This is a genomic window from Pseudomonas sp. UMAB-40 (assembly GCF_900095275.1).
In the GTDB taxonomy this organism is placed as follows: domain Bacteria; phylum Pseudomonadota; class Gammaproteobacteria; order Pseudomonadales; family Pseudomonadaceae; genus Aquipseudomonas; species Aquipseudomonas mandelii_B.
In genome coordinates, this window is record NZ_LT607556.1 from 273,362 (window position 1) to 286,165 (window position 12,804).

A 12,804-nucleotide genomic window follows, 5' to 3' on the forward strand; every position below is an offset into this window, starting at 1 on the left:
CCGGGAGAGACACACACAATGGCACTTATCAGCATGCGCCAGATGCTGGACCACGCAGCCGAGTTCGGCTACGGCGTTCCAGCCTTCAACGTCAACAACCTTGAGCAGATGCGCGCCATCATGGAAGCCGCTGACAAGACTGACTCCCCGGTGATCGTCCAGGCCTCGGCCGGTGCTCGCAAATACGCCGGCGCCCCATTCCTGCGTCACCTGATCCTGGCGGCAATCGAAGAATTTCCGCACATCCCGGTGTGCATGCACCAGGACCACGGCACCAGCCCTGACGTCTGCCAGCGCTCCATTCAACTGGGTTTCAGCTCGGTGATGATGGACGGTTCCCTGGGCGAAGACGGCAAGACCCCGACCGACTACGACTATAACGTGCGCGTTACCCAACAAACCGTGGCCCTGGCTCACGCCTGCGGCGTATCGGTAGAAGGCGAGCTGGGCTGCCTGGGTTCTCTGGAAACCGGTATGGCCGGTGAAGAAGACGGCATCGGCGCCGAAGGCGTTCTGGATCACAGCCAAATGCTGACCGACCCGGAAGAAGCCGCTGACTTCGTCAAACGCACCCAGGTCGACGCCCTGGCCATCGCTATCGGCACCAGCCACGGCGCGTACAAATTCACCAAGCCACCTACCGGCGACGTGCTGGCCATCGACCGCATCAAAGAAATCCACAAACGCATCCCGAACACCCACCTGGTGATGCACGGTTCGTCTTCGGTTCCACAAGACTGGCTGGCGATCATCAACCAGTACGGCGGCGACATCAAAGAAACCTACGGCGTGCCGGTTGAAGAGATCGTTGAAGGCATCAAGCACGGCGTGCGTAAGGTCAACATTGATACTGACTTGCGTCTGGCTTCGACCGGTGCGATGCGTCGGTTGATGGCGACCAATCCGAGCGAATTCGACCCACGCAAATTCTTCGGCGCGACTGTTACTGCCATGCGTGATGTGTGTATCGCACGTTATGAGGCTTTCGGTACTGCCGGTAATGCTTCGAAGATCAAGCCGATCTCGTTGGAAGCGATGTATCAGCGGTATTTGAAGGGTGAGTTGAACGCTAAGGTTAACTAAGTTCTCGGTTATAAAAAACCCGCAGCGATGCGGGTTTTTTATTGGCAGAATAAAGAATGGCAAAAGATTTTCCTTCGCTAACAACGCTTATTTTTTTTTGAGCGTGTATTCCTTGGATGCTAAAGAGTCGTCTTCGACTTTATATGATCTTATGCCCCAAATTTCAGTGCATGGCCTACCTGCATTCATGGTCCACGTGTCCTCTACCCCTGAGTTCTCCGTTGTGAAATTTATAATGGTAAGGCTAGGTTTGACGTGCTGGTACCAACCATTCACTGTGTAGTGATACCCGTTTTCCTTTAGTATTCCCTTCATTTTTCCAGTGCTTTCATTGGCGTATGTGATTTCTATACAGACACCTTTAGCATTGTCGCAAAACTCTCCGTTGGGTCCGGCCATATTTTTATTCTCCAGATAGTGTTGAAAGGCGCTTTGTTGCGATTTTGAAACAAGTGGCTTTATTTTTCGATTTTTCTCCTGGTTGTATTGCGTATTAAGGACAGGCGCCGGTTCTCAAATCTCCATTGCAGTTGACGATTGATTTTACAAAGTTGAAAGGGAACGATCTGGTTGTTTCAATTCTGTTATTTACTTCCCTGGTGTTCCAACTGTTTTCTTGTTCTGGATGTGTTCCGCCAGAGAGGCAGGAGACATGAATGTCGCAGTTAAAATCACTGTAACGGTCGCTAGGAGGTGCGGTCGGTATTGGTTGCGTCTTCAAGGAGCAGTATTTGCTTGCCGAACTCTGATACCAATCATCGTCGCACTGCCCGGCTAAGGTGTTGCCTGCACCGGTTATGGAGGCAAACATACTAATAAAGAAAACGATGTTTTTTGTATGCGTGCGCATGGCAGATACCTTCAGAAGTTATGGGGGTAACTGAGTTGTTTGTGTGTCCGATTCTATTTTCATGTATTGCGTAGGCCAGATTAGCTTGATGAGTAGGTGGGGTCACCTGTAAGAGTTGACAGTTTTTAATGTCTTTTTGCTATAGGCACGATTAAAACAGTGAAAGTGGAGTGGGTTTATTTGGGCGGTATGGTCTAAAAGTAGATGCGTTTTCTTGGTCAGTGCAATGGTGTGTCTGGCGATATATGTTATTTCGAAATTGTATGAAAAACTGGCATTTATTACAGGTGATGTAACGCGGGCTGCTGGCTATCGTTTGGCTTCCTAATTCGATAAAAAGGAATGAGGCGGATTAATAGAGTTGTTCCAATTTGATGTGTTCGCTTTATTTTCTACTTGTTTTTAAGAGAGGGTGTATGAAAGTTGTAGTTCAGCAAGTCCAAGGCTCCGTAACAAATGTAGTCAAGACGGTAACGTTGGAGGTTCAGCCGTCGGACACTATCGAAAATGTAAAAGCCCGTTATCAAGATAAAGAAGGCATTCCACCGGACCTGCAGCGTTTGATTTTTTCCGGTAAGCAACTTGAAGACGGGCGTACATTGGCGGATTACAATATTCAGCCAGATTCGACACTGCAGTTAGTGGTTCGATTGTGAAAAAAAGGAAATAAAAGGGAGTGCCCATTAACCGGTCTCAATCTGATATAAATATATCTACGGCCCTTGTTCCACCTTCGTTCCATAAAAACCCGCATAAATGCGGGTTTTTATTACCTGAATATCGGCTACTTAGCTTTAGGTGTATCAAACCCGCGCTGTTCAATCACCCCAAATACATCGGCAATGTCCTGAACCATGATTCGGGCAACGTTGGTGACGGTGTTGATGTCGTTCTCGGCATAGTCCGGCAGGCTGGTACAGGCCATGAGGTTCAGGTATTTGAGAACGGCATTGAGGCGTTCGCTGACGCAGTTGTGGAGCTCGCGTAGCGGGGCGTCGCTGTCGATGAGCAGGACGGGGTAATCGGTGGTGAGTTGGGACATGGGGGTGAAGCGGCGGGGCGGGTTGTTCATTGTCATAAGTAAAGCTCCTCGAATCTAAAAGAAGAGCTACTGCCGTTCGCTGCGAAACGAATTAGGTGGTAGCTATGTGCGGGTTCGCAGACCAGGGATACGAGGAACCCGGCAGACCCGAAGGTCTCCCACACACAGCCACCATAAAAAAGAGGGCGAGCGTTTACGCGCCCCTTCTTTCGAGGCGCTAGGTTACTACACGTATCGTCAGGGCTGCGAAACCCTATCGCCAACAATGGTCAGCGACAGGCCAACTTTAGGCAGCAATTTTGGCAGTCGCAACCGGGCTGTAGGACGTGTATGCGGTCATTGTGGCAAGGGCACTCGCTCCTGTTCGGCGACGCAGGCGCCGTAAATCGGGGGGGTGGTGTGTCTGGGGGAATCAGGTGGCAGGATTTGGGGCTGCTTCGTAGCCCAGCGGGAGCAAGCTCCCTCGCCACAGTCGGAGGCGTCCTACACTTTTTTCGGACGCTGTAGCAGCTGTAGCAGCTGTCGAGGCTGCGTCCGGCTGCGCAGCAGTCGTCAAGAGATTGCGAGGACTTCGTCCTCGGACGCAGCCTCGCGTTGCTCGACAGCGGCTACAGAGGCAGAGGTGTTTTTACTTGTCGTGATCAATATCCAGCTTGCTGAACGTCACTTTCCCGCCTTCGCTGGTGTACCCGGTGTGATCTTGCACATAGACCCCGGCCTTGAAGTACAGCGGCTTGTCGCGCCAGGTCTTGCTGATGTCGGTGTCCCACTGGTAACCCGCCGCACTGATGCCCAGCGCGCCGCCCGGGCTCAGGTGGATGAGGTAGGAAAACTCCCGGTCAAGTTTCACCCCGGTGGCGATGGTGATGACCCGCCCTTCACCGTCATCCGGGCGCATTCGCACCTTGGCGACGATGTTTCCGGACTGCGTGCTGGTCTTGTACTGATACTCGAGCTTCACCAAGGGTTTCTGGCTTTCATAGGCGTGGATCTGGCCGATGACGATTTTGCCTGAGCTCGGTACCTGGTTGACCGCGAGGGTGGCACGCAGTGAGTTGTCGGCGTCCGGGTAGAGCCAGTTTTTCAGGGTGCCGTTGCTGTAGGTTTCGCGCAGTTCGGTGCGTGGGTATTTTGCGTTTTCAGTTTTGGAACCGGTGACCGGGGACCAGAAAAACAATGTGCCGGTGTCGGAATGGAAGTATTGATCCTTGAAGCCTTTCACCAGTTTGGGGGTGTCAACGGTGTACGGCGGATTGCCAACGGGAACACTCAGGTTCCAGGTTGCGAGATCGATCATAGTCAAAAGCTTCCACGATTTTTTTGCTGCACGCCCGTGCCAGAAGCTCTGGCACGCGCCTTGGGGGCAATCCTTATAAGCGCAGAAGTTCAATTTGTTAATGCGTAAATGACAGATGGATGGCGTCAAAATCCTGTTAAAAGGCCATCTTTCCCGGTTTCAGGGGGCTGTAGAAGCGACCGTTAGTCGGCAAATGTACGTGATGGTTAAATGATGGCGCACTGACAGCTTCTGCTTTTGCGGATCCCGGTCTAGAGTGAAGGCTCAGTATTTGTCCGGTTTTCACGAGAAACCGGCCTGACGCCCCGAATAAGAGAAGCAGCATGGAATGCGCGCAACACACGCCAGCTGAAGGCAGCTCGATCCTTTTAATCGTCGATGATTACCCTGAAAACCTGATCAGCATGCGCGCGTTGCTCCAGCGCCAGGATTGGCAGGTCATTACCGCGAATTCCGGTTTTGAAGCCCTCAGTCTTTTACTCGAGCACGATGTCGACCTGGTGCTGCTGGATGTGCAGATGCCCGGCATGGATGGTTTTGAAGTGGCGCGCCTGATGCGCGGCAGTCAGCGAACCCGCCTCACACCGATTATTTTCCTGACCGCCAACGAACAATCCCAGGACGCCGTGATCAAGGGCTATGCCAGTGGTGCGGTGGATTACCTGTTCAAGCCGTTCGACCCGCAGATTCTCAAGCCAAAAGTTCAGGCGTTGCTCGAGCATCAGCGCAATCGCCGTGCGTTGCAGCGCCTGAGCCGCGATCTGGAGGTCGCGCGTGCGTTTAATGCCTCGGTGCTGGACAACGCCGCCGAAGGCATCCTGGTGGTGGGTGAGGACGGTCTGATCCGCTTTGCCAACCCGGCGATGTCGCGGTTGCTCAATGCCACAGTGCAAGACCTGCAAGGCCGGGAATTTCTGGATTTCCTGCAAAAGCCGCACATCCCGGTCTGGGCAGACTCTGACTTTTACACCGGCTACAAGCGCGGCGAAACCCTGCGCCTGCACGACGCGCTGCTGCGAACGGCGCCCGGCCAGCAAGTGCCGGTGGCGCTGTCTTGTGCGCCATTGCCCAGCGAACAACATGCGATGGTGGTGACGGTGCTGGATATGTCGGTGGTGCGCCATCTGCATCAGCAACTGGAATTCCAAGCGGTGACGGATCCGCTGACCGGGCTGCTCAATCGTCGCGGCTTTTACCAGACGGTGGAGAATCTGCTGTTGCGCGGTGAACGGTCCGACAGCGCCTGGGTGCTGCTGTACCTGGACCTCGACGGCTTCAAGCGCGTCAACGATTCCCTCGGCCACGATGCCGGCGACCGGGTGCTGCGTTGGGTGTCCGAGCAATTGAAAGCCTGTCTGCGCCCCTTCGACATTCTGGCGCGCATGGGTGGCGATGAGTTCACGGCGCTGCTGGATCTGGAGTTCCCGGAGCAAGCGGCGAAGATCGCCGAGAAGCTCATTGAACGGGTGTCGATCTGTCAGCAGATTGATGGTCTGGATATCGCCTTGGGCGCCAGCATCGGCATCGCCACGTACCCGGATTGCGGTTCGAACCTCGACGGCTTGCTGCGTGCGTCGGACATTGCCATGTACGAAGCCAAACGAGCCGGCCGTCAGCAATACCGTTTCTACGACCACGACATGAATGGCCGGGCGCGCTCGCGGCTGATGCTCGAAGAAAGCGTTCGCGCCGCCATTGAGAACCGTGATTTCAACCTCGTGTATCAGCCGCAGGTGGCGATAGACAGCGGGCAGATTCGTGGTTTCGAAGCGCTGCTGCGCTGGCAGCACCCGAGCGTCGGCGACGTGCCGCCGGGGCTGTTTTTGCCATTGCTGGAAGAGGCGCGGCTGATCAGTCGTCTGGGCAGCTGGATTTACCATCGCGGGGCCGAGCAGCGCAAAGCCTGGGAAACCTTGTTTGCCGAAGATCTGGTGCTGGGCGTCAGTTTGAGCAGCACCCAGTTCGGCATGCCCAACCTGGTCACTGAGTTGCGCCAGGTGCTTGAGCGTCATGGCTTGCAGCCGCGTTATCTGGAAGTCGAAGTGACGGAAGAAGCGTTGATGCAAAACCCCGAAGAAACCCGCAAGACCCTGCGCTTGCTGCGCAATCTCGGGGTGCGGGTGGCGCTGGATGACTTCGGCTCCGGACCTTGCTCGCTGGCGCATCTGCGCGACCTGGAGCTGGACACGCTTAAGTTTGATCGGCATTTGATCGCCCGATTGCCGGCGTCCGAACGAGATGCGGCACTGGTGCGCAATGTGATCGACCTGTGCAAGCAATACGGGATGCTGGTGATTGCCGAAGGGGTGGAAACCGTTGCGCAATATGAATGGCTGCAAGCCAACGGCTGCCAGTACGTGCAAGGTTTTCTGGTGGGGCGACCGATGATGGCCGAGGATGCCGGCGACTTTGTGGCGCCGTTTGACTGGAGCGCGCTGACCCGCTGAATTCGCTACACTGGCGACCTTTTCGTGATTCGTGTTGCCGACCCTGATGACCGCGTTGAAATACCTCCAGGCCTATCCCGCTGCGTTGCAGGACCAGGTGCGCCAGCTGATCGCCGAAGGTCGGCTGGGCGACTACCTGAGCCAGCGCTACCCGGAAAAACACGCGGTGCAGAGCGACAAGGCGCTGTACACCTTTGCGCTGGACCTCAAGCAGGAATACCTGCGCAACGCGCCGGCCATCGACAAGGTGCTGTTCGACAACCGCCTCGACCTGACCCATCGCGCCCTTGGCCTGCACACGACAATCTCGCGGGTGCAGGGCGGCAAGCTCAAGTCCAAGAAGGAAATCCGGGTGGCCTCGTTGTTCAAGGAAGCGCCCTCCGAGTTTCTGAAAATGATCGTGGTGCATGAGCTGGCGCACTTTAAAGAGTCGGATCACAACAAGGCGTTCTACAAGCTCTGCGAACACATGTTGCCGGGGTATCACCAGGTGGAATTTGACCTGCGGGTGTACCTGACGTGGCGGGATATGCAGTAAAGGGAGTGTTTGAATGGATGTAAGCAAGACCAAGAGCAGCTTCTATCGCCGGTTGTACGTGGCGTACCTGATCGACAGCGGGTTGGCCAGCAGCGTCCCGGCGCTGACCGAAGTGACCGGCATGCCCCGGCGCACGGCGCAGGACACGATTGCCGCGTTGGCGGACCTGGACATCATTTGCGAGTTCGAACAGGAAGAGGGCGCGCGCAATCATGCGGGGCGCTATCGGATTCGCGAGTGGGGGGCGATTGATCGGGGGTGGATCGAGCGCAATTTGCGGCAGATTAAAGCGGTGCTCGAGTATCCCTGAGATTTTCAGTGTTGCCGCTGACGCTATCGCGGGCAAGTCGAATCGTCGCACCGCCGCTCCCACAGGTACGGTGAAATTCCTGTGGGAGCGGCGGTGCGACGATTCGACTTGCCCGCGAAGAAGCCCTTAAGGACGACGCATCCCGATATGCGGAATGTCATCCTCCAGAAACTCCTCACCCGACACCACAAACCCGTACCGTCCGTAATACCCCTGCAAGTGCGCCTGGGCCGAGAGATAGATCGGCACCTCAGGCCAGCGTTTCCCGGCCTGCTTCAACGCCTGGGCCATCAACTCGTGGCCCAGCCCGGTGCCACGGGCGCCAGGCGCAATAATCACCCGCCCGATCACCACGTCGCCGCCCTGTGTTTCCGGGTCGAGCAAGCGCAGATAGGCCACCAGCCGATCCTCGTCCCACGCCATCAAATGGCAGGTGTCACCTTCCAGATCCTGGCCATCGACATCCTGATAGACGCATTTCTGTTCAACGACGAACACTTCCGCGCGTAACTGGAGAATGGCGTACAGCTGCTCTTTCCCCAGATCGCTGTGGTGTTTGCAGACCCAATCGATTGTCATCTTCACTTTCCTTGAGCAACGTCCTTCGGATACTAGGCGTCCTGGCGATAGATGTCTTTATGGCGGAGAAATCTGTGACAAAGGCCAAAATGCCATCATTCATTTCGCGCGGCGCTGTCTTCTTTGTGTAATCTGCGATTGAGCGCAGTGCAGTGGCTCCAATGAGCTAATGTTGAGTACCTGGGTGCTGATACATGTGTCTTGGAGTTTTGGCTGAAAAACACGCCGGGCAGCCCGCCCGCTAAGGATTTTCTGGCATGCCGCGATTGCATCGAGCGTTTGCTTTGATCGTGCTGCTGTTGCTGACACAGAGCGCGGCAGCAGAAAAGCTGCGTCTGGTCGCCGACGCCTGGCCGCCGTTTACAGACGCCACGCTGGTCAACGGTGGCTTGGCCACCGACATCGTCAGCACTGCGCTGGCACGGGCCGGTTACGCCAGTGATTTCGAGCAGGTGCCCTGGGCGCGAGCGTTGCTCGGCGTCGGCGAGGGCCGTTACGACGTGCTGGTCAATGCCTGGTACACCGATGATCGCACCAAGCTGGGCCAGTTCTCGGGCGAGTATCTGCTCAACCGTGTGCGCTTTCTCAAGCGCAAAGACGCGCCCATCGAATACAACAACTTGCAGCAATTGCACACTTACCCGATTGCAGTGGTGCGCGGTTATGCCTATTCATCAGAATTCGACGACGATGTGTCGTTGCAGAAAGTCCCGGTGCATAACTTCGCCATGGCCGTGCGCATGGTCGCGGCGGACCGGGTCAAGTTGACGCTGGAAGACGAATACGTCGCCCGTTATTACCTGGCTCGGGAATCATCCAAAGTGCGCAATGCCGTGGAGTTCTTGCCCAAGGCGTTGAGCGAGAACAGCTTGCACATATTGGTCAGCCTGAAAAATCCGCAGCATGAACAGATCGTCGCCGGTTTCGATCGCGAGATTGCCGAGATGAAGGCTGATGGCAGTTATGAGCGGTTGATGAAGCAGCATGGGATGTAGAGCCGAAGATGTGTGATAGGGCCCGTCCAGTCACGACAAACCTCAAGCTTCGCTGGTGTCCTTGATGAGATGCGCCGCCAACGTCCGCAACGGCCCCAACTGCCGGCAGATCAACGCCAACTGCGTCTGTACCAACCGCTGCCCTTCATCGATCTCATCCGGCATCTGCTCCAGCTCATTGGCCAGCGCCTCTTCGGCATCGCTCTGAATTGCAATCGGCTGTTTGCTCGCCAACCCTTGGGCGATCTCGTCGATGCTGGCCGCCAGGCTCACGCCCGCGCCGTCGATCAAATGCTCGCGAACATCCGGCGGTAACTGGGTTTCACGGTGCGCACCCAAGCCCGACAAGTAGCTGAGCAAGGTGTGCGACAGCACCAGGAAGCGAAACCCGACATCCGCTTCCTTACGGAAATGCCCCGGCTCCATGAGCATGTTGGCCAGCGTCGTCGACAATGCCGCGTCAGCGTTGTGCGCATTGCGACGGGCCAGGCGATACGCCAGGTCGTCGCTCTTGCCGGCGGCGTACTGCTGCATGATCTGGCGCAGGTAAATGCTGTTGCAGGTCAGTGTATTGGCCAGCACTTTGTTCAGTCGTCGGCCCTGCCAGTCCGGCAGGAACAGGAACACCGCCAGCCCGGCGATCAAGCTGCCGAGCAAGGTATCGAACAATCGCGGCAGGAACAGCCCGTAACCATCACCGACCTGATTGAAGCAGAACAGCACCATCAAGGTGATCGCGGCCGTGGCCAACGTGTAGCGGGTGGTGCGGTTGATAAAGAACACCACCCCGGCGGCGATCGCGAAGCACGACTGGATCAGCGGATTCGGGAACAGGTCGAACAACGCCCAGGCCACCGTCAGGCCAATCGCGGTGCCGATGATCCGCTGTCCGAGTTTGCGCCGGGTAGCGCCGTAGTTCGGCTGGCAGACAAACAGCGTGGTGAGGATGATCCAGTAACCCTGCGACGGGTGAATCAAGTGCACCATGCCATAGCCGATGCTCAAGGCCAGGGGCAGGCGCAGTGCATGACGGAACAGCAGCGAGGTCGGCGTCAGCTGCGTGCGCAAGCGGATCCACACATCCTTGAGGTTGCGCGGCGAACGGTCGAGCAGGCTGCTGTCGGTGGCGTCGGCCAGGGCGTCGGGGTTGCTGGCGTCGCTGAGCAAACGGTCGAGGGTGCCGAGGTTGGCCGCCAATGCCCGCAAAGAGCGCAGCAGACCGCGCCAGGCCGGGTTGCTCTGGATGCGCAAGTGTTCGATGGAGGCGTGCAGGTCGCTCAGCGCTTCGGCGAAGCTGGCGTCATAGATGAACGGCTGGCGCATCTGGATCGATTCCGCCAGCGCCCGGCAGGCTTTGCCTTGCTGGCGCAGCAGGCGCTGGCAGCGAAACAGCACGTCGCTGTGGAAGAACGCCTCGGCCAGCGCGTTGTAAGGGTAGTGCGACGAGCTGGCGCGCTCGTGGATGTCCTGAGCGAGGAAGTACAGCTTGAGGTAGCGGCTGACTTTCGAGCCCGGCCGTCCATTGCCGACCCGGTGCAGGATGATTTCCTTGGCGGCGTTGAGTGCCGCGACAACTCGACCGTTTTGCTGCGCCAGTTCCAGTCGACGCGCTTCCACGTCCATCTGGCGGATCGGCTCGAACAGCGACGCTTTGAGTTTCAGGTAATAACCCAGTTCACGGAACAATCGCGCCAGGCTCTGCTGCACCGGCTGATTGGAAAACATCGCCTGCCACAGCACCGAGAGCAAGCCGTACCAGGCGGCGCCGGCCACCAGCAGCACCGGTTCGTGCCAGAAGTCGGTGACCGCACCGCCGCGCTGATCGACGCCGATCATGGTGTAGACCGACAGAATCAACGTCGCCGAGGCAATCGCGCCATAGCGTTCGCCGAGGGCGCCGAGCATGGTCAGGCAGAAGGCGGCGAGGGCGAAGGCGATGATGAAAAAGATGGGATAAGGGAACAGCAGCTCGACCGATAACGCGGCGACCAGAAAACACACCAGCGTCACAGCCAGCGCGTTGAGACGGCCCTGCCAACTGTCGTCGGTCTCGGCCAGGGCACTGGCGATAATCCCCAGGAACAACGGGATCAGCAGCCCCATTTCATCCTGATACCAACAGACGGCCATGCTGCCGGTCAGGGCGATGAACACCCGCACGCTGTAGCTGAATTTATCCAGCGCCCAGAGACGGCGCAGAGACTGACGAAATGAGGTCGATGACATGAAGTGCGAAGGCCTTCCGAGGCAATGCCGCTAAATTGAGCCAGTAATGACGCCGACGCAATGGCGCCGATCACATCTGACAGCAAAATCTGTTCCTTAAGTTCCGTGTCGTCTGCCAGGACGCCTTCGCCAGCAAGCCGGTTCCTACAGGGTTTGCGTCATGCCCGGATTTTGTGGCGAACGCAAAACCTGTAGGAGCCGGCTTGCTGGCGAAGAACGATGACGCGGTGTATCAGACGTACTGCGCGGCAGCGTAACCGGAGGCCCAGGCCCACTGGAAGTTGAAACCGCCCAGATGCCCGGTCACGTCGAGCACTTCGCCGATGAAATACAGGCCAGGGCTTTTCAGCGATTCCATGGTCTTGGATGACACTTCATGAGTGTCGACGCCGCACAAAGTCACTTCCGCAGTGCGGTAGCCTTCTGTGCCGGCAGGAACCACTTTCCAGCTCGCCAGTTTTTCGGCGATGTCGGCGATTTCCGCGTGGGTGTACTGCTTCATCGGTTTGGAGACGAACCAGTTGTCCGCCAGCAGGTTGGCCATCTTCTTGGTGAAGATTTCACCGAGCAGGGTTTTCAACTCGCTGTTCGGGCGTTCGGCTTGCTGCTGTTGTAGCCAGCTTGGCACGTCGTGGTCCGGCATCAGGTTGATCTCGACCGTGTCGCCGGATTCCCAGAACGAGGAAATCTGCAAAATTGCCGGACCACTGAGGCCGCGATGGGTGAACAGGATGTTCTCGCGAAAACTCTGCTCGTTGCAGCTCACCAGGCAATCCACCGAGGTGCCGGACAGCTCGGTGCACAGTTCCTTGAGCTGATCGGTGATGGTGAACGGCACCAGGCCGGCGCGGGTCGGTAGCAGGTCGTGACCGAACTGCTTGGCCACTTGATAACCGAAACCGGTAGCGCCCAGGGTCGGAATCGACAGACCACCCGTGGCGATCACCAGGGATTCACAGGTCAGTTGACCGAGCGTGGTGTCCAGCAAGTAACCGCTTTCGAGCTTCTCGATGGTCTGGATCGAGGTGTCCAGGTGCAGGCTGACGCCGACCTGATCGCATTCAGTGAGCAACATCTCAAGGATGTCGCTGGATTTGTTATCGCAGAACAGCTGGCCGAGTTTCTTCTCGTGGTACGGCACGCCGTGCTTGGCGACCATGCCGATGAAGTCCCACTGGGTGTAGCGCGCCAGGGCGGATTTGCAGAAGTGTTCGTTCTGCGAGAGGAAATTGCCCGGTTCGGTGTACATGTTGGTGAAATTGCAGCGGCCACCGCCCGACATCAGGATTTTCTTGCCGGCCTTGTTCGCATGGTCGAGCAACATCACCTTGCGCCCGCGCCCGGCGGCAGTCAGCGCACACATCAACCCTGCGGCGCCAGCGCCAATGATCACGACTTCGGTAGAGCGCAAAACGGTGTCCTCATACAAATATTAAA

The 12,804-nt window shown here is 57.1% G+C and carries 12 protein-coding genes; 6 read left to right on the forward strand and 6 right to left on the reverse strand.

Going from position 1 to position 12,804, the window contains the following annotated elements; translation table 11 throughout:
- Nucleotides 1-18 precede the first annotated feature (18 nt).
- A complete protein-coding gene (gene fba / locus K0F88_RS11090; RefSeq protein WP_219095091.1) occupies nt 19-1,083 on the forward strand; it encodes a class II fructose-bisphosphate aldolase in 1,065 nt (354 codons plus the stop codon).
- A gap of 493 nt (nt 1,084-1,576) precedes the next feature.
- Here fba and K0F88_RS11095 read toward each other — a convergent pair whose 3' ends face one another.
- Complete coding sequence (locus K0F88_RS11095) at nt 1,577-1,933, reverse strand: hypothetical protein (RefSeq protein ID WP_219095092.1); 357 nt, start codon at nt 1,931-1,933, stop codon at nt 1,577-1,579.
- A gap of 416 nt (nt 1,934-2,349) precedes the next feature.
- Between K0F88_RS11095 and K0F88_RS11100 the strand changes: the two genes are divergently transcribed.
- On the forward strand, nt 2,350-2,589 hold the full coding sequence (locus K0F88_RS11100; protein WP_219095093.1) for a ubiquitin-like protein: 240 nt from the start codon (nt 2,350-2,352) through the stop codon (nt 2,587-2,589).
- Between the two features lie 128 nt (nt 2,590-2,717).
- Here K0F88_RS11100 and K0F88_RS11105 read toward each other — a convergent pair whose 3' ends face one another.
- Complete coding sequence (locus tag K0F88_RS11105) at nt 2,718-3,011, reverse strand: fructose-bisphosphate aldolase (protein ID WP_219095094.1); 294 nt, start codon at nt 3,009-3,011, stop codon at nt 2,718-2,720.
- 592 nt (nt 3,012-3,603) lie between these two features.
- Nucleotides 3,604-4,272, reverse strand: a complete 669-nt coding sequence (locus tag K0F88_RS11110; protein ID WP_094470242.1) for a polysaccharide lyase family 7 protein — start codon at nt 4,270-4,272, stop codon at nt 3,604-3,606.
- A gap of 323 nt (nt 4,273-4,595) precedes the next feature.
- On the opposite strand from K0F88_RS11110, the gene K0F88_RS11115 reads away from it, so the two are divergent.
- Genes K0F88_RS11115 through K0F88_RS11125 form a run of 3 tightly spaced genes read left to right on the forward strand, consistent with a single transcriptional unit; the run spans nt 4,596 to nt 7,567 of the window.
- Entirely contained in the window at nt 4,596-6,719 is a 2,124-nt protein-coding gene (locus K0F88_RS11115; protein ID WP_219095095.1) for a bifunctional diguanylate cyclase/phosphodiesterase, read from the forward strand.
- 46 nt (nt 6,720-6,765) lie between these two features.
- Nucleotides 6,766-7,257, forward strand: coding sequence for a M48 family metallopeptidase (locus K0F88_RS11120; RefSeq protein ID WP_219095096.1), 492 nt, complete (start codon nt 6,766-6,768; stop codon nt 7,255-7,257).
- A gap of 13 nt (nt 7,258-7,270) precedes the next feature.
- The gene (locus K0F88_RS11125) at nt 7,271-7,567 is read left to right on the forward strand and encodes a helix-turn-helix domain-containing protein (RefSeq protein ID WP_090178776.1); all 297 of its coding nucleotides are present in this window, start codon (nt 7,271-7,273) and stop codon (nt 7,565-7,567) included.
- A 126-nt stretch (nt 7,568-7,693) separates the two neighbouring features.
- On the opposite strand, the gene K0F88_RS11130 is transcribed toward K0F88_RS11125, so the two are convergent.
- On the reverse strand, nt 7,694-8,146 hold the full coding sequence (locus tag K0F88_RS11130) for a GNAT family N-acetyltransferase (RefSeq protein ID WP_094470245.1): 453 nt from the start codon (nt 8,144-8,146) through the stop codon (nt 7,694-7,696).
- Nucleotides 8,147-8,403: 257 nt separating this feature from the next.
- On the opposite strand from K0F88_RS11130, the gene K0F88_RS11135 reads away from it, so the two are divergent.
- Nucleotides 8,404-9,141 carry an ABC transporter substrate-binding protein gene (locus tag K0F88_RS11135; RefSeq protein ID WP_094470246.1) on the forward strand — a complete coding sequence of 246 codons (738 nt, stop codon included), beginning with the start codon at nt 8,404-8,406 and terminating at the stop codon, nt 9,139-9,141.
- Between the two features lie 42 nt (nt 9,142-9,183).
- Here the strand turns inward: K0F88_RS11135 and yccS are convergent, their stop codons facing one another.
- Both yccS and K0F88_RS11145 read right to left on the reverse strand, forming a co-directional pair.
- Nucleotides 9,184-11,367: a YccS family putative transporter gene (gene yccS / locus K0F88_RS11140; protein WP_219095097.1), complete on the reverse strand. Its 2,184-nt coding sequence runs from the start codon at nt 11,365-11,367 to the stop codon at nt 9,184-9,186.
- 232 nt (nt 11,368-11,599) lie between these two features.
- Nucleotides 11,600-12,778 (reverse strand): NAD(P)/FAD-dependent oxidoreductase, encoded by a 1,179-nt coding sequence (locus K0F88_RS11145; protein ID WP_219095098.1) that lies wholly within the window; start codon nt 12,776-12,778, stop codon nt 11,600-11,602.
- Nucleotides 12,779-12,804 lie beyond the last annotated feature (26 nt).